Here is a 20,103-nt window from a genome sequence, read left to right as displayed (position 1 = left end):
TCCTGTTATTGAAATAGTTATGGACATGCCTCAGCCTGTGCTAAGCATGCCCTGGGGATGTAACATCATTGAATCCCTATCCTTTTAATTGTGCCACAAAGTTGCGAATTTGCAACAGTCCCGCCTGACGCGTATCCGGATTTCCAAGAAGAGGTATAGCTTCTTCCACCTGACGAACGATAGCACTACCAACAACAACACCATCACAGATGCGGGAGAAACGAGTTACCTGCTCGTGACTGGAAATGCCGAAGCCAACAGCGACCGGAAGATCTGTCAGGCTCTTTACAGTTTCAATGAAGCTCTCTACTCCATCGAAAAAGGAAGCTCTCTCTCCCGTGACACCCAGAGAAGAGACACAATAGATGAAACCACGTGCTCCCGTAACAATACGCTCGATTCTCGCGTTGGACGTAGGGGCTACGAGCGGAACCAAATGCACACCTGCAGCATCCGCACGGCGTCGCATATCCTCCGCTTCCTCAATCGGAAGATCCGGGATGATCATGCCACTGATCTCATGTTTGATCAACTCGTCAAAAAATACATCCAGTCCTGTCTGTAACACCGGATTATAGTAGGTGAACAATACAAAAGGTAGTTTCACACCCGCAGCACGCGCTCTTGCTGCTGTCTCCATACAAGTCCGAATTGTGATCTGACTTTTCAATGCACGCTCGGAAGCACGCTGGATTACCGGTCCATCTGCGAGCGGATCAGAATAGGGAACACCGAGTTCCAAAATGTCCGCTCCAGCCTGTTCCAGTTCCTTAATGATCTCCACCGTGGTGTCCACATCTGGATCTCCAACCGTAAGAAATGGAATAAGTGCTGTCCGGTTCTGTTCTTTCAATTGTTGGAAGGTCTGGTCCATCAGGTTCATGCCAAGTCCCCTCCTGTGTATTTCATAATGGATTCAACGTCTTTGTCACCACGACCGGAAAGACAGATCACAACGATATCATCAGCGCTGAGTTCAGGCGCAAGCTTGACGACCTGCGCAACAGCATGGGCTGACTCCAAAGCGGGAATAATGCCTTCTGTTCGGCTTAGCAACTGCAAGGCATCCAATGCCTCCTGGTCCGTAATCGGAACATATTGGGCACGTTTAATATCTTTGAGATAAGAATGCTCAGGACCAACACCCGGATAATCAAGTCCCGCTGAAATGGAATGGGCTGGCTGAACCTGTCCATATTCATCTTGCAGCAGATAACTCATCGAACCCTGGAATACACCATGTGTCCCTTTGCTCATCGTAGCCGCATGGAACTCGGTGTCCACCCCTTTACCTGCGGCTTCAACTCCAACAAGCTTCACATCCTGATCGCCAATAAACGGATAGAACATACCGATTGCATTACTTCCGCCGCCTACAGCTGCAACAATCACATCCGGCAACCGTCCTTCAATCTCCTGAATCTGGCGCCGTGTCTCATCACCGATCACTCGCTGGAAGTTACGTACCATCATTGGGTACGGATGAGGACCGACTACGGATCCAAGCACGTAGAAGGTATCTTCCACATTACTAACCCAGTAGCGAAGCGCCTCATTACCCGCATCTTTCAATGTACGCGTGCCAGATGTCACCGGAATGACTTCTGCTCCAAGCAGCTTCATCCGAAATACGTTCAATTGTTGTCGCTGCGTATCTTCTTCACCCATAAACACTTTACATTCAAGCCCCAGCAATGCAGCAACTGTTGCCGTGGCAACGCCATGCTGTCCTGCACCTGTTTCGGCAATGACTTTCTTTTTCCCCATCCGTTTAGCCAGCAATCCCTGTCCAATAGCGTTATTGATCTTATGCGCTCCTGTATGGTTCAGGTCTTCACGTTTCAGATAAATTTTGGGTCCACCCAAGCGGCGGGACAATTGTTCTGCATGGTATAAAGGCGTTTCCCGACCAGAATACTCGCTTAACAGATAATTCAGTTCCTTGTTGAATTCCTCATCTTCGGAGAAGTGGCTATACGCTCCCTCCAGTTCGATCAGAGCGTTCATTAGTGTCTCAGGTACAAAGCGGCCTCCGAAGGGACCGAAACGCCCGTGTTGATCCGGCAATTGATGTGTCATGCCTGCTTCACCCTTTCTACAAATGCTGTTATTTTCGCAATATCCTTCACACCTTCGGACTCTACGCCGCTGGATACATCGACGCCGTCCGGTGCATATGTCTGTATCAGTTGTTGCACATTATCCGGCTGTAAACCTCCTGCCACGAACAACGCGATTCCATGTTTTCTTGCCCACTCGGCGTAGAATGGAATTCGTTCCCAGGCAAAGGTTTTACCGGAACCCCCTCCATAGAGCGGGTCAAACGTATCGAGCAATATGGCGTCCACCACATTTTTATATGGATCAAGTGCCAGTAAGGCGGTATCGTCAGCTAATGAACCTGTTTCATCTTTTGGAAAAGAGAAAGCCTTGAACACTTCGATACCGAAGCGCTGTTTCACCTGTTCACAAAATTCCGGCGATTCCTGTCCGTGCAGCTGAATAACATCCAGGCGTGAAATCTGCATGATGCTTTCCAGCTCTTCGAGCGTGGGATTCACGAAAACACCCGCCAGCTTCGGCCGATCGAACATCGTCCAGTCCAAGAGAACCGTTCTTAGCTCCGCACCCTGTTCAGGTGTAATACGGCGACGGGATGGGGCAAAAACAACACCAACGTAATCCACAGGCAAGTTTATCATCGATTTTAGCACTTCAACGTCCTGAAGTCCACATATTTTTACAGCCGCTGCCGGCTGGTTTCGCAGATCCACGTCTCTGCTGCTTGTGCCGTCATGATTGAATGCATTCATGCTTTTGGTCCCATCAGTTCATATACCGCAGCCTCAACATTGTCTTTGCGCATCAGATGCTCCCCAACAAGGATACCATGCACACCTGCCTCAATAAGAGATTCCAATGGCTGAGGACCGTCAATTCCACTTTCACTGATTAATGTTACACCCTCCGGAATCAAATTCATCAAATCCAATGTGGTGTTCAGACTCGTTTCGAACGTTTTCAGATTGCGGTTGTTGATGCCCACAAGTGTTGCCTGAGGAATATCAAGTACTTGCTCCAGTTCAGCACGATCATGGACTTCAATTAATGCATCAAGACCCAGACTTTTGGCAAATGTCAGATATTGACGCATTTGTTCGGGTGTCAGAATGCTCGCAATCAGCAAAACGGCATCCGCGCCAAGCAGCCTTGCCTCGGCAATCTGTCGTTCATCTATAATAAAATCCTTGCGCAGTAACGGTATGTTCACAGCTTCATGAATGGCCTGCAAGTATTCGCTATTTCCCTGGAAATAAGAAACGTCGGTCAATACGGATATACAATCTGCTCCAGCCCGTTCGTATGCGGAAGCAATTTCTACTGGATGGAAATCAGGACGAATCAGTCCTTTGGATGGAGAAGCTTTCTTCACTTCGGCAATGAGACCCAGCTTACGGTTACGTCTCTCTGATAAAGCACGTTCGAATCCACGAGTATTGGGTAATGCCTCTATCTTTTTCAGCGCATCGTCCATCTGAAATGTTTGTGCGAGAACTTCAACTTCTTTATGTTTGGTTGCTACGATTCGATCAAGATACATGACTGTACGCCTCCGTTGTATGAATTAACTGTTCCAGCTTCCCAGCAGCCTTGCCAGAGTCTACAGCTTCTTTCGCCATCAACACACCTTCTGCAATGGTATTCGCTAGACCGGATACATAGATGCACGCCCCGGCATTCAACAGAACGACATCACGGTATGCGCTCCGTTCTCCCTGGAAGATCCTTTTAATAATTTCGGCGTTCTGAGCCGCATCTCCTCCAAGAACCGATTCCAGCGGATGTAACGATAATCCCATATCACGTGGATCAATGTCATACGTATGCACTTCACCAGTACGCAGTTCGGATACTTGTGTAGGTGCAGAGATGCTGATTTCATCCAGTCCATCATGACTCGCTACGACCAAAGCTCTTTTCAGCCCTAGACGATTCAGCACTTCAGCGATCATCGGTGTCCGGCTGCGGTCGTATAAACCAAGCAATTGTCGATCCGCTCCCGCAGGATTGGTTAGAGGTCCGAGCATGTTAAAGATCGTACGCACACCCAGCTCTTTTCTTGGCGCAGCAGCATGTTTCATAGAAGGGTGGTACACCTGAGCAAAACAAAAACAGATTCCGATCTCATCGAGACATTGTCTCGCCTGCTCTCCGTCCAGATGAATATTCACGCCCAATGCTTCAAGTACATCCGCACTGCCCGCTTTACCTGAGGCAGAGCGATTACCATGCTTCGCCACCCGGACAGAAACTGCTGAAGCAATGATGGCCGATGCCGTTGAAATGTTGAACTTATGAATACCTGAACCACCTGTTCCACAGGTGTCCAGCAGTCCATTGCCGTCGGTTAGGATCCGTCCGCCCTGTCCACGCATGGCTTCGGCAAACCCCGTGATTTCATCCACCGTTTCCCCCTTCATCCGCAAGCCCATAAGCAAACCTCCGATTTGAGCCGGAGTGGCCTCACCTCTCATGATGGAGTACATTAAGTCGCGCGCTTCTGCCTGCTCCAGATGGCTTCCCTCCAAAATTTTGGCAAGGCCATTCTTCATCCCTTCCGCATGACTATCTTTAGTTACAAATCGCTCTGATTCTTCATTCATGACTGGGTTCATATTCATTTCCGGTCTCTCCTCTCTCAGTTTTGTGCAGCCGTGGCTGGGGTAACAAAATAATCGGCGTTGGCAAGTTTCAAGGTGTGATCCTTCTCTTTGGCAGGAAACATCGCTTCTGCTGTGCGAATCGCTTTCAGCAGCGCTTTGGCTTTATTTACTGTTTCTTCATATTCATTCTCAGGCACCGAATCCCATACGATTCCGGCTCCAGCCTGCACATAAGCTTTTCCTTTTTTGAAAATAATCGTTCGAATTGTAATACAGGAGTCCATGTTTCCTGAGAAACCAAGATAACCGATAGCACCTGCATAAGCACCCCGCGCTTCTTTTTCCAGTTCCGCGATAATCTCCATCGCACGCAGCTTCGGCGCACCGGATACCGTCCCCGCTGGCAAACATGAAAGAAATGCATCAAAGAAATCCTTGTCTTCTCTAAGCTCACCTGTAACGTTGGACACCATGTGCATGACGTGGGAATATCGTTCAATCTCCATGAACATGTCACATTTCACACTTCCGAAGTTAGACACACGTCCCAGATCATTACGCCCCAGATCGACAAGCATCAGATGTTCCGCACGTTCCTTCTCATCCTGCAACAGATCTGCCGCTAATGCACGATCTTCTGCTTCCGTAGCTCCTCTTGGACGAGTCCCAGCAATCGGCCGTGTCTCTACGCGGTTTCCATCCACTTTTACCAACGCTTCCGGTGAAGTCCCTACAATAATTTCATCGTCCATCTTCAGATAATACATGTAGGGTGATGGATTCAACGTCCGAAGCACGCGATATACATGCAGCGGAGAAACTTCGGTATCTATATGGAAACGTTGGGATAATACCACTTGAAAAATATCTCCTGCCCGAATGTACTCTTTGGCTTGCTCTACATTTCCGATAAACTGTTCCTTCGTGAGATTGGATCGAATATCCCCCAGTTCCACGTCTCCTGGAATGGAACGCGGATTCAGGTTTTCCCCTGGTCCTTGCTGCTGCAAGCGTTCAGCCGCCTGTTCCAGCTTCTCAGAAGTTAAAGCATAAGCTTGACGGATATCATCATCCGTTGCACCGTCTTTCACATGTACATTGCCCACAAGCAGCATCTGCTGCTTCACATGGTCAAACACAATAATCTGGTCACAGAACATGAAGCGAATATCATCCATTTTCAGATCATCCAGCGCGTGGGCCGGAAGCTTCTCATAATATTGCAACAGATCGTATCCAAAGAAACCAATGGCCCCGCCTGTAAATGGCGGTAGTTCATCATCTTTCGGACTGCGATACTTACGCAATAGCGCTTTGAGCTCTTCAATCGGCTTGCCTGGCAGTTCTCGAATCTGTCCCGCTTCTTCTACCACGATCCGCCCTTTTTTGGCCGAGATCATCAGGAACGGATCTGTACCGATGAAGGAATATCTCGCCCATTGAATTCCACCCTCCACACTTTCCAGCAAAAATGCCCGGTCGTTGTCAGCATAACGGCGGAAAATCCGAATCGGGGTCTCCATGTCTGCCAGAATCCGTTTGACTACCGGAATCAGATTATATTCATTCGACATTTTCAGTACTTGATTAACGTTTGGCGTTATCATCAGATCACGTCCTTTCAGATTTATATAAGTTCAACTAAAGAGGTTTACACTGAGCACTCCGATGACAGAACACCCTTCAGATTGCTGTTATCCCCAGATTTTTTGATTCCCCTTCTAAAGGGGAAATCCGGTGATAAAGGCGAACGCTCCGCTTCTTCAGGTTATTTCTGTCCTCTCCGTTTTTGTGTATAAAAGTTTAGTTGAATCTATAAGGGTAGAAGAAAAAGTAATATATACAACAAAAAAACCTCTACCATCAGGTAGAGGTTTGGTTATAAGCTGTTTCAACAGGTTGGTGCTTCATAAATAACAAGTCCCTATACATTCATCCTTACCGAATTATCACACAGGCTGTTGTATCGATGTAATATCAATCCATCAAATACAAGGAAATGTACCGGCATACACTAATTCTCACCCATAGCACTCATTCTTTCATGAAATGCAAGAGGATATCGGTCGTGTTATACCTAAACAAAACGATGTCGCTAGACACGTTTGCATTCCTTCATCCTGTTTCTAATAATTCCGTAGCTCGACGTACCGCGAATCAGTTGACCGGCTTCTGTTGCTCCGGTTACCACCCGCTGGACTCTGCTATATACTCCACTCATCTCAGCTGCTCTCAGCTCAATCTCTACTCTACTCAACTGGTTCTCACTATACATCATTCCGAATGATTTGACAACCACTCTAATCTTACGAATTGGAAGGTGCCGCCAAATCGGGACGCAGAGACTGTGCACCGTTAAGATACACATGGTTGATTTCATTCTGACCTTTTGCAGTGTTAACATGTACCATAAAACGGATGCACTGTGGCAAGGCGCCTGCAACCGGAACTTCTAATGCACACATCAAAGGTACAAGCTCCCAGCCATCCAACTGGCGAATTGCCTTTGCTGGGAAAGCTGCATCTAGATCTCCAGTCATCGTAATCCAGACACTGCAAATATCTTCGGGTTGGATCTCGTTACGATCCACGATTTCCTGCAAAAGTACAGCCGTTTCTTTCAAAATATGTTCTTCGTTATTATGCGTGACCGTAGTAGCCCCGCGAATTCCCCGAGTAACCATCGCTTTTAATCTCCCTTCTTGAGCAGTTCAATGACTTCGCGTACTGCCGTAACCGATACATCCTTTACAATTCTGGCAGCGCCGATCCGGTCAGGAATAATGAAGACCATATGGCCCTCACGGAACTTTTTGTCGTGCATCATTGCATCCATTAATGCATCTGTATCCAAATGTTTTGGCATCGTCACCGGAAGGCGCAATGAACGCAACATGCGAACTGTATCGTCATAGAGTCCTGCTGGAGCTCCCAACTTCTCGCCGAGCAATGCGGAGCCCGCCATACCAATCGAGATGGCTTCACCATGCAGAAATTCGCCGTAACCGGCAATCGCTTCAATAGCATGACCAATCGTATGACCCAGGTTTAACAATGCACGTTCTCCATTTTCACGTTCGTCACGTGACACAATCTCTGCTTTAATACCACAGCCTCGTTCCAAGCCATATCCCAGAGCCTCTGGATCAAGAGCAAGCAGCTCATCTGCATGTTCCTCACACCAGTATGCAAAAGCTTCATCCCGAATCAGTCCGTGCTTCAGCATCTCTGACAAACCAGCCGAGACATCGCGTGGCGGTAAGGTTTGAAGAGTATCCACATCATAGAGTACCAGCTCTGGCTGATGAAATGCACCGATCATATTTTTAGCCAGCGGATGATTGACAGCTACCTTGCCGCCAACACTGCTGTCATGCGCAAGGATCGTCGTAGGCACCTGTACAAACTTGATTCCACGCATATATGTAGCAGCAACAAAACCAGCCAGATCCCCTACTACACCCCCGCCTAGAGCAACAATCGCCGAACTGCGATCTAGTTTGCCTTCGATGGCGACAGTCATCATATCCTGATATACCGAAAGGGATTTCGATGTTTCACCCGATGGAACAATTGCGGAGACGACTGTAAAACCAGCCGTACTCAGCGTTTTTTCCAGATTGGACAAGTATTTGGGTGCCACATGTTCATCAGTAATAATGAGTAAGGGGCTTTTTTTGGTTAAGCCATATTGCTCAAAATATTGAGGTGCTTGAGCCAACAGGCCGCTGCCAATTAGGATTGGATAAGAGCGTTCCTCCAACTGCACCGTCAGCTGGCGCATCTTAGTAATTCTCCAGTTGATTATTGTAGTTAGCAAAGTTAGCGCGAATTTCCTCCATGGAGTCTCCGCCAAATTTCTCAAGGAAAGCTTTTGCAATTTCCCAGGCTACCACATGCTCCATTACGACGCTAGCTGCCGGAACAGCACATGCATCAGAACGCTCAACCTGGGCTGTAAATGCTTCTTTTGTATCGATATCCACACTTTGAAGCGGTTTGTACAACGTAGGAATAGGTTTCATAACCCCACGTACCACAACTGGCATACCGTTAGTCATTCCGCCCTCGAATCCGCCCAAACGGTTGGTAGCTCGGTGATAACCACGCTCTTCACTATGCACGATTTCATCATGCACCTGAGAACCACGAATCGTTCCAGCTTCGAACCCAATACCAATTTCCACACCCTTGAATGCGTTAATGGACATTACACCCTGAGCAATCCGTGCATCCAGTTTACGGTCATACTGCACGTGACTACCAAGCCCTACAGGTACACCTTCAACGATACATTCCACGATTCCACCGATGGAGTCGCCTTCCTGCTTGATCTGATCAATGTAGGCTTCCATCTTTTTCTCGGTTTCAGCATCGGTTACACGTACGGAAGAAGCTTCTGTCACTTCGATCAGTTCATCGATCGGCAGATCTTGATAAGGAGCTTCAATTTCTCCGATACGCAACACACGTCCAGCTACTTTGATTCCGAATTCAGCAAGGAATTGACGTGCAATAGCACCACATGCTACACGCACCGTTGTTTCACGGGCACTGGAACGCTCCAGTACATTACGCAAATCTTTCAGGTTATATTTGAGCCCACCATTCAAATCAGCATGTCCCGGACGTGGACGATGAACGCGACGTTTCTCTTCGTCACTGCCTTCAATCGGCTCAATATTCATAATATTCTGCCAGTGTTTCCAGTCATTATTTTGAACAACCAATGCTACAGGAGCACCTGTTGTATATCCGTGACGGATACCACCAACGAAATTGGCCTGATCCTTCTCAATTTGCATGCGACGTCCACGGCCATATCCTTTCTGGCGGCGGTGAAGCTGAAAATTCAGTTCTTCAAAGTCAATATTCAGATTGCTTGGCAATCCTTCAATAATTGCGGTTAATTGGGGTCCGTGCGTCTCCCCTGCGGTTAAATAGCGTAAACTCATAATACGTTCCCCCTTTAAACTGTTAAACTTCACATTGCTAAAATCCCATAATTTCTTTGCTTATTATAGTATAGCTGACCGGCTTTGACAAGAAAACTGGTCGTTTCTTGTCCTAAACTGGATTGGACTCGAATGGTGATTGATTGAGATGTCGACGACTGTGAGAAGTATCCATTCATTCATTATGCAAATAACCGCCTGGACACATATACATGTGCACGCCAGACGGTTATGAAATAATTAAAATTATTTTTTGCGATAAAAGAATGTTTCCGCTGTCTCCAGACCATACTGTCCCGGGGAAAAAATCTGTTCCGTACTGCCCACGAACAAAATACCACCTGGACGCAAACTTGTTGCAAACTTGTGATACAACAGGTTTTTGGCTTCTTCGGTAAAATAGATCATGACATTACGGCACACAATCAGATCATATCCTTCGTCAAAACGATCCAGTAACAGATTTTGCTTCATGAACTTAACTGAACTTTTCAGTTGTTCATCAATACGGTACACCAAGCCATCCTGCTTGAAGTATCGATTGGCTGTTTCCTTCGGAACATCTTTAAGCGAGCGTTCCATATAACGCCCTTCCTTGGCTTTAGCGAGAGCACCTTCATCCAAGTCACTTGCCGTAATGGAGCTTCCCTTAAGAATGCCCATCGTGTCCAGAATCATCGCTAGCGTGTACGGTTCTTCGCCTGTAGAACAAGCGGCACTCCACACTTTAACGCCACGCTTCGGACCTAGTAACTCAGGCAGGATTTCATCCCGCAGTACTTCCCAGCGATTAGGGTTACGCCAAAATTCCGAGACGTTAATGGTCATGCGATCCAGAAACTCATAAAACAAGGACTTGTCCTTTTGCATGGCATCAAAAAAGATAGAAAACGTATGAAATCCGTTTTTGTTACGAAGTGTGGTCAGCCGTCTTTTCATCTGGCCTTCCTTGTATTGAGCAAGATCAATGCCTGTGCTCTCTTTGATTTTCCGAATAAATCCGGCGTAATCCGGGTCTAGTAGTTGTTCCTGCTCCAGCATCGTATCACCCTTCTGGCTAAAAAATTACAACCAGGCTGCGATGCTCTTGTCGTACGTTACCAGCTCATCCGGAGTAAAGAAGTTTGCTGCTTCACGAGTGGCGCTTTCCGGTGAATCCGCCCCATGAATCAGATTATGCGGTGTGTGGCTGGCGAAATCTCCGCGAATTGTACCCGGAGCCGCTTCCTTCACATTGGTTTTCCCGATTACGATGCGCGCAAGTGCCACGATGTCGTCACCTTCCCAGACCATAGCAAATACAGGTCCAGATGTGATAAAACGAACCAGATCATCGAAGAACGGTTTCCCCTCATGTTCAGCATAATGGCGTTTGGCCTGATCTTCAGACATCTGTACCAGCTTGCCTGCCACCAACTTAAACCCTTTGTCTTCCAGACGGCTAACGATACGCCCTATCAATCCACGCTGCACACCATCCGGCTTCACCATCAAAAATGTACGATCCATAGGCTCACTCCTCACTCACGGTTCAAAGTTATTTCATTATGTAAACGCAATCCCTTTGATTGTAACATACATGTCCAAATCCTCCCAATGAGGAAAATCACATGAATGTTATTTTTGAGTAAGAGACAGCTACACGAGGAACTGCATTCATGAAAAGATGCCCGTCCATAGCAGTCTAATGTTCAAACATATTAATGCGTACGTTTGACCACAAAATGAGCGATATCACGCAAGTTTTTGGTGGTCTTGATGTTAGGTAGTTGATCCAGAGCATCGAGCGCTTTCTTCATATATCGGTCAGCCAGGGCTTCTGCTTTAGCAATTCCTTGACTTTGGCGAATCATGCCAATTGCATCGGATGCACTCGCCCGTCCCTCCTCGTGCTGAACGCGGGTTATCTCCTCCAGCAATGGTTCACGCAAATTAGGTTCCTGCAATGCATAAAGTACAGGCAGCGTGATATTTCCCTGCTTCATATCACTCCCTGGAGGCTTGCCCAATTGCTTCTCGGTACCAACCAGATCAAGTACATCATCTTGTATCTGGAACGCCATACCCACGTTGTAACCATAGGTGTACAGCAACGAAGATACATGTTCCGGCGCACGAGTAGCAAGCGCCCCCAGCTGGCAGCTGACAGCAATAAGAAGCGCCGTTTTGCGACGAATTCGTAAGAGATAGTTACGTACACTTTGTCCCGTATTGAAAAAGTCCCGAATTTGCTCCATTTCACCAATGGACATCTGCACCATCGCTTTGGCCAGAATACGGTGTATCGCCGGATCGGATAGGCCCGCAGTCATCTCAAGCGCCTTGCCGTAAATGTAATCTCCGGTGTACATGGCAATCCGATTATCCCATTTGGACTTCACCGTTGGTTTACCTCTTCGTGTCGCGGCATTATCAATAACATCATCGTGAACCAGTGAAGCCGAATGAATTAGTTCCAACGGAACCGCTACCAGCTTCAGACGTTCAATATCGTATGTACCAAATTTCCCACCGAGTAACACAAATACCGGACGCAAACGCTTACCCCCTGCCTTGAGCAGGTGAAGTGACGTTTCACTTAGCAGCTTCTGTTCTCCCTGAACACTGCGATACAACTCTTTTTCAATGTAGTCCATGTCTTTTTTTAACAACCCGAAAATATCCAATAGTTTCATTCGTTCACCCGTGTCAGCGTATTGTCAGTCCATAAATCCATGCTTACCTTCCCCTCCAGCAAGTCGGGCCTGCAGGCATAACGAAAAACCAGGGCTTGCCTTTCCTGCTTGTGTTCTTCTGAGACGTACTACTCTTCTTCGAATGTCAAGGCCGACATCCGGGAATTAAACTCTGCGACTTGTTCTGAAACATAAGTACAGAAGTTGCCGGAGCATGGGTCAAGGCTGTGGTTCCATCCAAAGGTCACCATCAGCGCTCACCAATACCCCGGGATTGGGGGACAACAAATTGCCCCTGCAATTCGGTCAGCAGATTCTAAATTGCAGGAAGCTAAGAAGTTATCCCCGTTCATCCGGTTCTCCCCATCTGGTAAACAGTTGATGCGGGATGCGCAGACTATCAAGCACTTTACCCACCAGAAATAGAATCAACTCGTCCATCGTTTGGGGTTTGTAATAAAAAGCAGGCATGGCTGGTATCATTCGGACACCAAGCCGTGAGAGCTTCAGCATGTTTTCCAGATGGATTGCATGCAGTGGCGTCTCACGTGGCACCAAAATCAGCGTTCTTCCCTCTTTCATCATGACATCTGCAGCCCGGGACATTAGATTGTCCGACGAACCTTGTGCAATGGATGAAAGAGTACCCATGGAGCACGGCATTATAATCATGCCTTCTGCCAAGAAAGAACCACTTGCGATGGAGGCACCAATATCACTAACGGGATGATAGATCAGGGAACCCGCACGGCCGCCGAATTTTTCTTCCAGCACACGGTCCCGATTCGTAACATCCCAGTCCATTTCTTCTTTTAATACACGCCACCCGGCATTGGAGATCACCAGATGCACGGTGTATTCAAGATCAAGCAGCGTTTCAATTAATCTGATGCCATATATACTTCCACTGGCCCCGGTAATTCCGACAACTAGTCGTTTATTGTCCGGCTGCTGCATCTTTATTTCACCGCCAGATCAATTAAAGTAAATGTAAATACAACCAGACTTAGCACACTGTTCATTGTAAAGAATGCGGTCTGCACGCGGCTCATGTCATTTGGCGATACAATATAGTGTTCATAGAAGAGGATACCATAAGTAATTAGCATTCCGGCACCATACCACCAGCTCAGATCAGTCAACAATAACAAAGCAAGAAAACCGATTGCGGTAATCACGTGGAAGAACTTTGCGATCTGCAATGATTTGTTAAGACCAAAACGGGAAGGTATGGAATGAAGACCCTCGCCCTGATCAAAATCCAGATCCTGACATGCATAGATGATATCGAACCCTGCAGTCCAGAACACAATCGTAACGTACAGTACAATCGCTGTCCAATCCATCGTACCCGTTACCGCTACCCAGCCCCCCAGTGGAGCCAGACCAATGGTCATACCGAGCACTATGTGGCACAACCAGGTGAAACGTTTGGTATATGAATACAATACCAGCATAAATACAGCTATCGGCAACAGCTGCATGGATAACACGTTAAGGTTGGATGAAGCCCAGAACAAGAGCACAAATGATACTATGATAAAAATAACGACCTCACCGTTTTTCAACAAACCGGCAGGAATTGCTCTCATTGCGGTACGTGGATTTTTCTTGTCTATGGCTTGGTCAATCATGCGGTTTAAGCCAAAAGCAGCACTTCTTGCACCAATCATAGCCAGTAATACCCACATTATCTGCATCCAGGTCGGGAATGTATCATTCACTACCATAGAACCGAGAATGGCCCCCATAAATGCAAAAGGTAACGCGAAAAGCGTATGTTCAATCTTAATCATTTCTAAAAAGATGCGAATTTTCCTAAACATGCTGATTCTCCTTGGTTCCAATATGCAATGCCGCAATACCTCCGGTCAGAGGATAGGCCTGCACTTGCTTTAATCCGGTTTCTGCAAAAATGTCGGCCAGTTCCTTCCTCCCTGGAAAAAGTGCCAGTGAGTCCGGCAGCCATTTATACTGCTCATAACGTTTGGCAAACAATTTGGCAATGTTCGGTAATAGTTGTTCGAAATAAAAATAATAAATAGCTTTAAATGGTTGCCATGTCGGCTTAGACAACTCCAGACAAACTACCATGCCTCCCGGTTTCACTACACGCTTCATCTCTGACAGAACCTGTCTGAGATCCGGTACATTGCGAAGTCCAAATCCAATGGTGACATAATCAAACGAATTGTCTTCAAAGGGAAGTGACATCGCATTGCCTTGAACCAGCGTGATCTGTTTCTGACGGTTTACAGCATCAACTTTGGTCTGCCCAACTTCCAGCATATTGCTGCTAAAATCAAGTCCATGCATGTGACCCGTTTCACTTGCTTGGGCCATGGCAAGTGTCCAGTCACACGTGCCGCAGCACAAATCGAGACCGGTATCGCCTTTGGACATATTCATTTTCTTCATGGTAAATTTACGCCAAGCTTTGTGCCTGCGGAAACTCAGAATATCATTCATGACGTCATATTTACCAGCTATACTCTGAAAAACAGAATGGACAAATTCTTCTTTAGGTTTGGTCTCTCCGCTCCCCATTCGTCTGTCTCCCCCTCAATCTTCCCTAACTGCCGCATGTGAAGGCTGCAAATACGTCAGGTAAGGCTCCAGGATTGCATTAATCTCATGCAGGCCCAGTTGATCTTCCTCGTCTTGCAGCAACAGTTGTATACGGTGTGTACACTCACGAAGCTTGTCCAGCAAAAACTCGCCGATCCGATACTTCAGCACCATACCGCTCCATGCTCTTGTATCCGGCTCGGGCTGACGCAGCATTTTTCGCTCATCGTCATTACCGTACTCGTAAATATGCCAGAAAGCATAACTGTGATAAAACCTCTGTTCGTCATTCAACCGACGCAGCTCTTCCATAATTGCCTCGCAGTAGCTGAATTCGGCCAACAGGTCGTTCCATAGCGATACTTCGTTATCACGGATCATGCCTGTAAAAGAAAGAAACAGCTGCATCTTCAGCTGTACTGTTTCACGCAAGTATTCTTCAGCCGAAACGAGAAGCTTTTTCATCCGTTCATACAGCGTCATCTTGCGTGCATTCACTTCGGATACAGCACCACTAAGTTTACCGATCATTTCAATTTTACCTGCATGGGCAAGTAACTGATAGAAACGACTACTGAAATAATCTCCGGCAAGCACGTTCAGCTGGCGTGAACGCATCTCCAGTTCTCTACGCTCTCCGGATATCGTATCGATTCGATCATGCGTATCCATGGCCAACTGAACGAGCGAGGTTGCGAGAGCGTATAGCTCATCATGCACCTTTTCGTCTGTGCGGCCCACAAATACCTGCAGCAGACGAGCCCGGCTATCCGGAAATGATGGGATTTCCGTATGTTGTCGAATCATGTCGTAATCCGTATATTTCTTTGCTAGTTGGGGTACGCGATATGAATTCATTCTCAGCCTCCGAGCCTTTACATTGTTAAACCATTTCTGCACTACAATCTTATATATTATAGCATATGTTTATCGGGCACGCACTGAATCATGCTATTCTATTACCCCTGACTTGACATTTCGAATTGCTTCTTCCAAAGTTCGGTCTCCATCATGTGAAACCAGTCCTTTAATTCGTCCGAGAGGATCGGACTATTCCAGTCTCGAAGCGTTTCGATTGCATACATTGGCCATTCCCCACGCCGAAAATCGGCAGCGAGCAACAAATGTCTTTTGTGAAGCCATTCATCTTCTGCCATAACACGCAGCATCACCTGTTCCACGTTATCCAGACTTCGAAATCCTAGATCTGCCACAGCAGCCATATTACCATAGATTTCGGTGTAACTTGTGCTGGTTCCGGTAACCTTTAGATCAAGTGTCAAAATGGATTGTTTCCACTCCACCCTGGCAATGGGTGTCGATAATTTCATGGTGCTCAGCACGTCCACCAGATTGTCTTCTGTTAGCTGGACGGGATGCTGCGCCGCAGAAACGGGTTGTACGTTTTCACCGCCCAAGGTACGCATATGTAAGGTTTGTATGGCAACAAGCAGAAGGACCGCCGCAACCGTTGCCAGCAGTGAAGCAGTCACGATCATCCGCGGTTTCATAAATGCCTCCCTGCCCTTACCTATTAGTGTAGTCTGTCCGGTAAAGGCTCATACCTCATTGTACAATGAAAAAAAGCAGGCTATGCCTGCAATTTTCATTATTCCGACTGAATCTGTCCATGCTTCGTAATCAGCGTGGCTTTTCCACGGATTTTAATGGCGGAAGTATGATTGGTAAACTGGGCAAACATGACTTCTCCCTTATCCAGCTTCTCCGTATGGTGGAAGCGGGTATCCTGACCTCGGGTTAAGCCGATCACCTGAACACCGTTCTCCTCCGCCTTAATTACGATATAATCACTGCCGGTTGGATGATCCATCACGCACATCCCCTCTCCTAGTTCAATAGCGTTAATGATGATAAATATTGTTTCATTTGTCAACCAGCCCTTATGTGGATGGAGCGCAATAATCTTTTACTCCCAGGTCATACTACAAGAGATCCTGCCACAGAAAGGAGAGTTTATATGAAGTACATTCCCGCAGCACTAACAGACGAGCATATTCACCAGTTAAAAGAAACCGAACAGCATATGTCCGCAGCAGCTGGAGAAGAGCTTATTCTGATTGCCTATGCACAGCAACCGGATGATCCGGAATCGCAAGATGGCAGGAAGAAAAATAATTAAAGGACAAAAGAAAAGGCCGTGAACAAGTCACGGTCTTTTTGTCGACATATGGAATATGTAGAAATCTTATTTAATTCCGTCTTTGAGCGCTTTACCTGGTTTGAATGCAGGAATTTTGCTCGCAGGAATTTCGATTTCTTCACCTGTTTGCGGGTTGCGTCCTTTACGTGCAGAGCGCTCGCGAACTTCGAAGTTCCCAAAACCAACCAATTGTACTTTGTCTCCGCTTTGAAGAGCCTCAGAGATTGCTTCAAATACGGCATCAACCGCTTTCGTTACATCCTTTTTGGACAATTCAGTAGCTTCGGACACGTGTGTAATCAAGTCTGATTTGTTCATTTGTTTTTTCACCTCCTGAATCAATGTCCTGAATGTTATACTGTGTTTCCGTTTTATAGCGAAATATACGTTCATACACAAAAAATCTACGTACATCTTGAGCGTGATGAACAGAAATCTCGGCCTGCGGTCAACAGTCATTTCTGGCAGAATGTCGCCTGAAACAAAGGTTGTTTCAGACGCCGAACAAATTTTATACTAATACAGACAGCACACAATTTCAAGTGCGGTTGCGGTTTAACACGTAAAATGTAACCGCCAGGGCAAGCACGAGCACCCCACCTTTTACAATATCATGCGTGAAATATTGAACATTCATCATAGTCAGACCGTTCACCAGAACACCAATCAGAACCGAACCGATGAATGTTCCGATCACGTTTGGTTTACCTGCACCAAATACGGAGAATCCGACAAACACAGCAGCCACGGATTCCATTAACAACGGTGATCCCGCATCGATTTGCCCTGAACCTACTTTGGATGCATAGATAATACCGCCGATTGCAGCAAACACTCCAGCAGCTACATAAGCGAGTGTACGCACCTTTTTCACCTTGATACCGGATAGGCGTGCCGCTTCTTCATTGCCCCCCGTAACGTACATCTGGCGCCCATACTTCGTATAGGTCAAAAAGATATGCACACCGATAACCGCAATGAGCAGCAGGATGACCGAAATCGGCATTCCCAGCCATTTTCCCTGCCCAAGCTGCAGAAATGTGGGGTCCATCTCTCCGGCAGCCTTGCTTCCGTCAGGAAACTGCATATGGTTATAGATCGTGTATCCTTGAGCATACGTTTTATGAATTCCACCGATAATGTACATCGTGGCAAGTGTAGCGAGCAGATCCGGGATACGCAGTTTCACAATGAGCAAGGAATTAAGCCAACCAATCACAGCCCCAATAATTAGTGGGACGATAATGACAACTGCCAGCGGCTGCTGATACCAAATCATCAATGAAGCAGTAACGACAGTAGTTAACGAGACGGTAGCCCCCACCGAGAGGTCAAATCCATCAACAATGAGAGATAAGGTAACACCAATCGCCACAAATGTCACGATAGAGATTGAACCCAAAATATCGGTCAAGTTACTATATGTGAAGAAATAAGGCAATTTAATACCGAAAAATGCTATAACACCAATAATAACGATAATTGCGCCATAACGGAACGCAAAATCCAATGATTTATCTTTCATGCTCCCACCTCTTGTCCACCGCTTGCATAGTATAGCAGCTGTTCTTGGTTAGTCTCGCCCCGTTTGAATTCCTTTACGATAGTTCCTTCACACATGACTGCAATTCGATCACCAATGCCCAATCCTTCATCCAGTTCACACGTGAAATAGATAACAGCTTTACCCGCCAAAGCCAGTTCGTTAATGATGCGAAAGATGTCACTTTTGGCGCCGATATCCACACCTTTTGTCGGCTCATCAAAGATAAAAACGTCTGCGTCCGCATTCAGCCATTTGCCAATGGCCACCTTTTGCTGATTGCCACCGCTTAAATACTTCACTTCCTGCCGCACTGACGATGTTTTGATACCGAGCTGCTGCACCAAAGATTCCGCATTCTCACGCTCTCGCTTTCGACTTACAAAGCCCAATTTACTAAGACGTCCAAGCAATGGCAGGCTCAAATTCCGTTCTACGTTTTCCTCAATTAAAATCCCCTGTTTCCGCCGTTCCTCAGGCACGGAGACAATGCCCTGAGCCGCAGCATCAGCTGGTTGGGAAAGACGAATTTCACGATTGTTAAGCCGAATCTCTCCACTCTCCAGCCGATCTGCACCAATCAACAAGCGGGAACATTCCGTTTTCCCCGCACCTACAAGCCCTACCACAGCAAGCACTTCGCCTCGACGAACAGACAGGTCCACGCCCTTGACCCGGACTCCACGCCGAAGTCCTCTTGCTTCCATCAGCACTTCACCTACCGGGGCTTCTGTCTTGGGGAACTCTTCCTCAAACGGTTTTCCGAGCATCTGCGTCACCAGATCATTGATGGTAAGCTCTTTTGCCTCACCCGTGAACACATGTTGTCCATCTCTCATAACGGTAACGCGGTCACAGTGACTTGTAACTTCAGGAATACGGTGCGTAATAAAAATACATGCCACTCCGCGTTCTTTCAATAAATGAACGATTCGAAAAAAAGCATCCGTTTCTTCCTGGCTCAGCGGTGCAGTTGGTTCATCAAAAATAATGACCTTGGCATCCTGAATCAGGATACGTGCGAGCAGAATCATCTGCTTCTCCGCGAGTGTCAGGTCGGCTACTTTTTTGTGAACCGATATAGCCGCTCCTAATTGCTGCAAAGCTTCAGCCGCACGCTGTTGCAGTTTCCGCGGGCTTTTCCACCAACCTCCACTCGGCGACGCCAATTGATCCAGCATAATGTTCTCGGCAGCTGTCAATTGGGGAACTAGCGCAGCATCCACTTCCTGGTACACACAGTGAATTCCACTCGCTTTAGCATCTCCTGGTGAATTCAGATGAATTGTTTGCCCACTTAATTGAATGGTGCCCTGATCCAGTTGATAGGCACCAGATAGAATTTTCATCAATGTGCTCTTGCCGGCACCATTCGCACCAAGCAGCGCATGAATTTCCCCGCCTTTCACGGAGAACTCCACGTCTTTCAGTGCAGGAATACCTGCAAACTGCTTGTAGATATGTTTCATTTGAAGCAGAATCGGTGCAGTACTCATGACGCCAACCTCCAATCGCTCCCTACGGGAGTATCACTTTT

23 protein-coding genes are annotated in these 20,103 nt (G+C 47.0%); 1 reads left to right on the top strand and 22 read right to left on the bottom strand.

Translation table 11 applies throughout. From position 1 onward, the window contains the following. Positions 1-76: 76 nt before the first annotated feature. From trpA to mtrB, 19 genes are all read right to left on the bottom strand, one after another. Positions 77-883 carry a tryptophan synthase subunit alpha gene (gene trpA, locus MHB84_RS23940; protein ID WP_076288943.1) on the bottom strand — a complete coding sequence of 269 codons (807 nt, stop codon included), beginning with the start codon at positions 881-883 and terminating at the stop codon, positions 77-79. Next, a complete protein-coding gene (gene trpB, locus MHB84_RS23935) occupies positions 880-2,079 on the bottom strand; it encodes a tryptophan synthase subunit beta (protein WP_076288942.1) in 1,200 nt (399 codons plus the stop codon). Before trpB ends, trpA begins: the two co-directional genes overlap by 4 nt. Next, entirely contained in the window at positions 2,076-2,813 is a 738-nt protein-coding gene (locus MHB84_RS23930) for a phosphoribosylanthranilate isomerase (protein WP_076288941.1), read from the bottom strand. Before MHB84_RS23930 ends, trpB begins: the two co-directional genes overlap by 4 nt. Then, the gene (gene trpC, locus MHB84_RS23925; RefSeq protein ID WP_076288940.1) at positions 2,810-3,601 is read right to left on the bottom strand and encodes an indole-3-glycerol phosphate synthase TrpC; all 792 of its coding nucleotides are present in this window, start codon (positions 3,599-3,601) and stop codon (positions 2,810-2,812) included. Before trpC ends, MHB84_RS23930 begins: the two co-directional genes overlap by 4 nt. Then, on the bottom strand, positions 3,591-4,613 hold the full coding sequence (gene trpD, locus MHB84_RS23920) for an anthranilate phosphoribosyltransferase (protein ID WP_445322138.1): 1,023 nt from the start codon (positions 4,611-4,613) through the stop codon (positions 3,591-3,593). Before trpD ends, trpC begins: the two co-directional genes overlap by 11 nt. A gap of 86 nt (positions 4,614-4,699) precedes the next feature. Beyond that, positions 4,700-6,271 carry an anthranilate synthase component I gene (gene trpE, locus MHB84_RS23915; RefSeq protein WP_063566774.1) on the bottom strand — a complete coding sequence of 524 codons (1,572 nt, stop codon included), beginning with the start codon at positions 6,269-6,271 and terminating at the stop codon, positions 4,700-4,702. A gap of 488 nt (positions 6,272-6,759) precedes the next feature. Beyond that, a complete protein-coding gene (locus MHB84_RS23910; protein ID WP_167434661.1) occupies positions 6,760-6,921 on the bottom strand; it encodes a hypothetical protein in 162 nt (53 codons plus the stop codon). Positions 6,922-6,970: 49 nt separating this feature from the next. Further along, complete coding sequence (gene aroH / locus MHB84_RS23905; protein ID WP_063566773.1) at positions 6,971-7,348, bottom strand: chorismate mutase; 378 nt, start codon at positions 7,346-7,348, stop codon at positions 6,971-6,973. Positions 7,349-7,353: 5 nt separating this feature from the next. Continuing rightward, on the bottom strand, positions 7,354-8,448 hold the full coding sequence (aroB, locus tag MHB84_RS23900) for a 3-dehydroquinate synthase (protein WP_076288939.1): 1,095 nt from the start codon (positions 8,446-8,448) through the stop codon (positions 7,354-7,356). A 1-nt stretch (position 8,449) separates the two neighbouring features. Then, complete coding sequence (gene aroC / locus MHB84_RS23895) at positions 8,450-9,619, bottom strand: chorismate synthase (protein WP_063566771.1); 1,170 nt, start codon at positions 9,617-9,619, stop codon at positions 8,450-8,452. 246 nt (positions 9,620-9,865) lie between these two features. Next, entirely contained in the window at positions 9,866-10,660 is a 795-nt protein-coding gene (locus MHB84_RS23890; RefSeq protein ID WP_076288938.1) for a CheR family methyltransferase, read from the bottom strand. A gap of 24 nt (positions 10,661-10,684) precedes the next feature. After that, positions 10,685-11,128, bottom strand: a complete 444-nt coding sequence (ndk, locus tag MHB84_RS23885; RefSeq protein WP_063566769.1) for a nucleoside-diphosphate kinase — start codon at positions 11,126-11,128, stop codon at positions 10,685-10,687. 191 nt (positions 11,129-11,319) lie between these two features. Next, entirely contained in the window at positions 11,320-12,294 is a 975-nt protein-coding gene (locus MHB84_RS23880) for a polyprenyl synthetase family protein (RefSeq protein ID WP_053780687.1), read from the bottom strand. A 339-nt stretch (positions 12,295-12,633) separates the two neighbouring features. Next, positions 12,634-13,251 (bottom strand): UbiX family flavin prenyltransferase, encoded by a 618-nt coding sequence (locus MHB84_RS23875; protein WP_063566767.1) that lies wholly within the window; start codon positions 13,249-13,251, stop codon positions 12,634-12,636. A 2-nt stretch (positions 13,252-13,253) separates the two neighbouring features. Next, positions 13,254-14,120: a UbiA-like polyprenyltransferase gene (locus MHB84_RS23870; RefSeq protein ID WP_076288937.1), complete on the bottom strand. Its 867-nt coding sequence runs from the start codon at positions 14,118-14,120 to the stop codon at positions 13,254-13,256. Further along, positions 14,113-14,841, bottom strand: coding sequence for a demethylmenaquinone methyltransferase (locus MHB84_RS23865; RefSeq protein WP_076288936.1), 729 nt, complete (start codon positions 14,839-14,841; stop codon positions 14,113-14,115). The genes MHB84_RS23870 and MHB84_RS23865 overlap by 8 nt, the downstream gene beginning before the upstream one ends. A gap of 15 nt (positions 14,842-14,856) precedes the next feature. Continuing rightward, complete coding sequence (locus tag MHB84_RS23860) at positions 14,857-15,720, bottom strand: heptaprenyl diphosphate synthase component 1 (protein WP_076288935.1); 864 nt, start codon at positions 15,718-15,720, stop codon at positions 14,857-14,859. A gap of 101 nt (positions 15,721-15,821) precedes the next feature. Beyond that, the gene (locus tag MHB84_RS23855) at positions 15,822-16,373 is read right to left on the bottom strand and encodes a hypothetical protein (protein ID WP_076288934.1); all 552 of its coding nucleotides are present in this window, start codon (positions 16,371-16,373) and stop codon (positions 15,822-15,824) included. A gap of 98 nt (positions 16,374-16,471) precedes the next feature. Then, positions 16,472-16,693: a trp RNA-binding attenuation protein MtrB gene (mtrB, locus tag MHB84_RS23850; protein WP_024630669.1), complete on the bottom strand. Its 222-nt coding sequence runs from the start codon at positions 16,691-16,693 to the stop codon at positions 16,472-16,474. A gap of 147 nt (positions 16,694-16,840) precedes the next feature. Here mtrB and MHB84_RS23845 point away from each other — a divergent pair, with 147 nt between their 5' ends. After that, a complete protein-coding gene (locus MHB84_RS23845; RefSeq protein WP_175382481.1) occupies positions 16,841-17,002 on the top strand; it encodes a hypothetical protein in 162 nt (53 codons plus the stop codon). Between the two features lie 66 nt (positions 17,003-17,068). On the opposite strand, the gene MHB84_RS23840 is transcribed toward MHB84_RS23845, so the two are convergent. The 3 genes from MHB84_RS23840 to MHB84_RS23830 form a co-directional block, all read right to left on the bottom strand. Then, positions 17,069-17,341: an HU family DNA-binding protein gene (locus MHB84_RS23840; RefSeq protein WP_024630670.1), complete on the bottom strand. Its 273-nt coding sequence runs from the start codon at positions 17,339-17,341 to the stop codon at positions 17,069-17,071. A 220-nt stretch (positions 17,342-17,561) separates the two neighbouring features. Next, complete coding sequence (locus tag MHB84_RS23835; RefSeq protein ID WP_063566763.1) at positions 17,562-18,548, bottom strand: ABC transporter permease; 987 nt, start codon at positions 18,546-18,548, stop codon at positions 17,562-17,564. Next, the gene (locus MHB84_RS23830) at positions 18,545-20,062 is read right to left on the bottom strand and encodes a sugar ABC transporter ATP-binding protein (RefSeq protein WP_076288933.1); all 1,518 of its coding nucleotides are present in this window, start codon (positions 20,060-20,062) and stop codon (positions 18,545-18,547) included. Before MHB84_RS23830 ends, MHB84_RS23835 begins: the two co-directional genes overlap by 4 nt. Positions 20,063-20,103 lie beyond the last annotated feature (41 nt).

It is taken from the genome of Paenibacillus sp. FSL F4-0087 (genome assembly GCF_038020215.1).
GTDB classification, from domain to species: Bacteria; Bacillota; Bacilli; order Paenibacillales; family Paenibacillaceae; genus Paenibacillus; species Paenibacillus taichungensis.
This window is presented reverse-complemented; position numbering and strand designations above follow the sequence as displayed.

What these genes read in the sequence shown, in the direction of transcription:
- trpA (WP_076288943.1), bottom strand. Translation starts at nt 883, where the DNA reads ATGAACCTGATGGACCAGACCTTCCAACAATTGAAAGAACAGAACCGG.
- trpB (WP_076288942.1), bottom strand. Translation starts at nt 2,079, where the DNA reads ATGACACATCAATTGCCGGATCAACACGGGCGTTTCGGTCCCTTCGGA.
- MHB84_RS23930 (WP_076288941.1), bottom strand. Translation starts at nt 2,813, where the DNA reads ATGAATGCATTCAATCATGACGGCACAAGCAGCAGAGACGTGGATCTG.
- trpC (WP_076288940.1), bottom strand. Translation starts at nt 3,601, where the DNA reads ATGTATCTTGATCGAATCGTAGCAACCAAACATAAAGAAGTTGAAGTT.
- trpD (WP_445322138.1), bottom strand. Translation starts at nt 4,613, where the DNA reads ATGAAGAATGGCCTTGCCAAAATTTTGGAGGGAAGCCATCTGGAGCAG.
- trpE (WP_063566774.1), bottom strand. Translation starts at nt 6,271, where the DNA reads ATGATAACGCCAAACGTTAATCAAGTACTGAAAATGTCGAATGAATAT.
- aroH (WP_063566773.1), bottom strand. Translation starts at nt 7,348, where the DNA reads ATGGTTACTCGGGGAATTCGCGGGGCTACTACGGTCACGCATAATAAC.
- aroB (WP_076288939.1), bottom strand. Translation starts at nt 8,448, where the DNA reads ATGCGCCAGCTGACGGTGCAGTTGGAGGAACGCTCTTATCCAATCCTA.
- aroC (WP_063566771.1), bottom strand. Translation starts at nt 9,619, where the DNA reads ATGAGTTTACGCTATTTAACCGCAGGGGAGACGCACGGACCCCAATTA.
- MHB84_RS23890 (WP_076288938.1), bottom strand. Translation starts at nt 10,660, where the DNA reads ATGCTGGAGCAGGAACAACTACTAGACCCGGATTACGCCGGATTTATT.
- ndk (WP_063566769.1), bottom strand. Translation starts at nt 11,128, where the DNA reads ATGGATCGTACATTTTTGATGGTGAAGCCGGATGGTGTGCAGCGTGGA.
- MHB84_RS23880 (WP_053780687.1), bottom strand. Translation starts at nt 12,294, where the DNA reads ATGAAACTATTGGATATTTTCGGGTTGTTAAAAAAAGACATGGACTAC.
- MHB84_RS23875 (WP_063566767.1), bottom strand. Translation starts at nt 13,251, where the DNA reads ATGCAGCAGCCGGACAATAAACGACTAGTTGTCGGAATTACCGGGGCC.
- MHB84_RS23870 (WP_076288937.1), bottom strand. Translation starts at nt 14,120, where the DNA reads ATGTTTAGGAAAATTCGCATCTTTTTAGAAATGATTAAGATTGAACAT.
- MHB84_RS23865 (WP_076288936.1), bottom strand. Translation starts at nt 14,841, where the DNA reads ATGGGGAGCGGAGAGACCAAACCTAAAGAAGAATTTGTCCATTCTGTT.
- MHB84_RS23860 (WP_076288935.1), bottom strand. Translation starts at nt 15,720, where the DNA reads ATGAATTCATATCGCGTACCCCAACTAGCAAAGAAATATACGGATTAC.
- MHB84_RS23855 (WP_076288934.1), bottom strand. Translation starts at nt 16,373, where the DNA reads ATGAAACCGCGGATGATCGTGACTGCTTCACTGCTGGCAACGGTTGCG.
- mtrB (WP_024630669.1), bottom strand. Translation starts at nt 16,693, where the DNA reads ATGGATCATCCAACCGGCAGTGATTATATCGTAATTAAGGCGGAGGAG.
- MHB84_RS23845 (WP_175382481.1), top strand. Translation starts at nt 16,841, where the DNA reads ATGAAGTACATTCCCGCAGCACTAACAGACGAGCATATTCACCAGTTA.
- MHB84_RS23840 (WP_024630670.1), bottom strand. Translation starts at nt 17,341, where the DNA reads ATGAACAAATCAGACTTGATTACACACGTGTCCGAAGCTACTGAATTG.
- MHB84_RS23835 (WP_063566763.1), bottom strand. Translation starts at nt 18,548, where the DNA reads ATGAAAGATAAATCATTGGATTTTGCGTTCCGTTATGGCGCAATTATC.
- MHB84_RS23830 (WP_076288933.1), bottom strand. Translation starts at nt 20,062, where the DNA reads ATGAGTACTGCACCGATTCTGCTTCAAATGAAACATATCTACAAGCAG.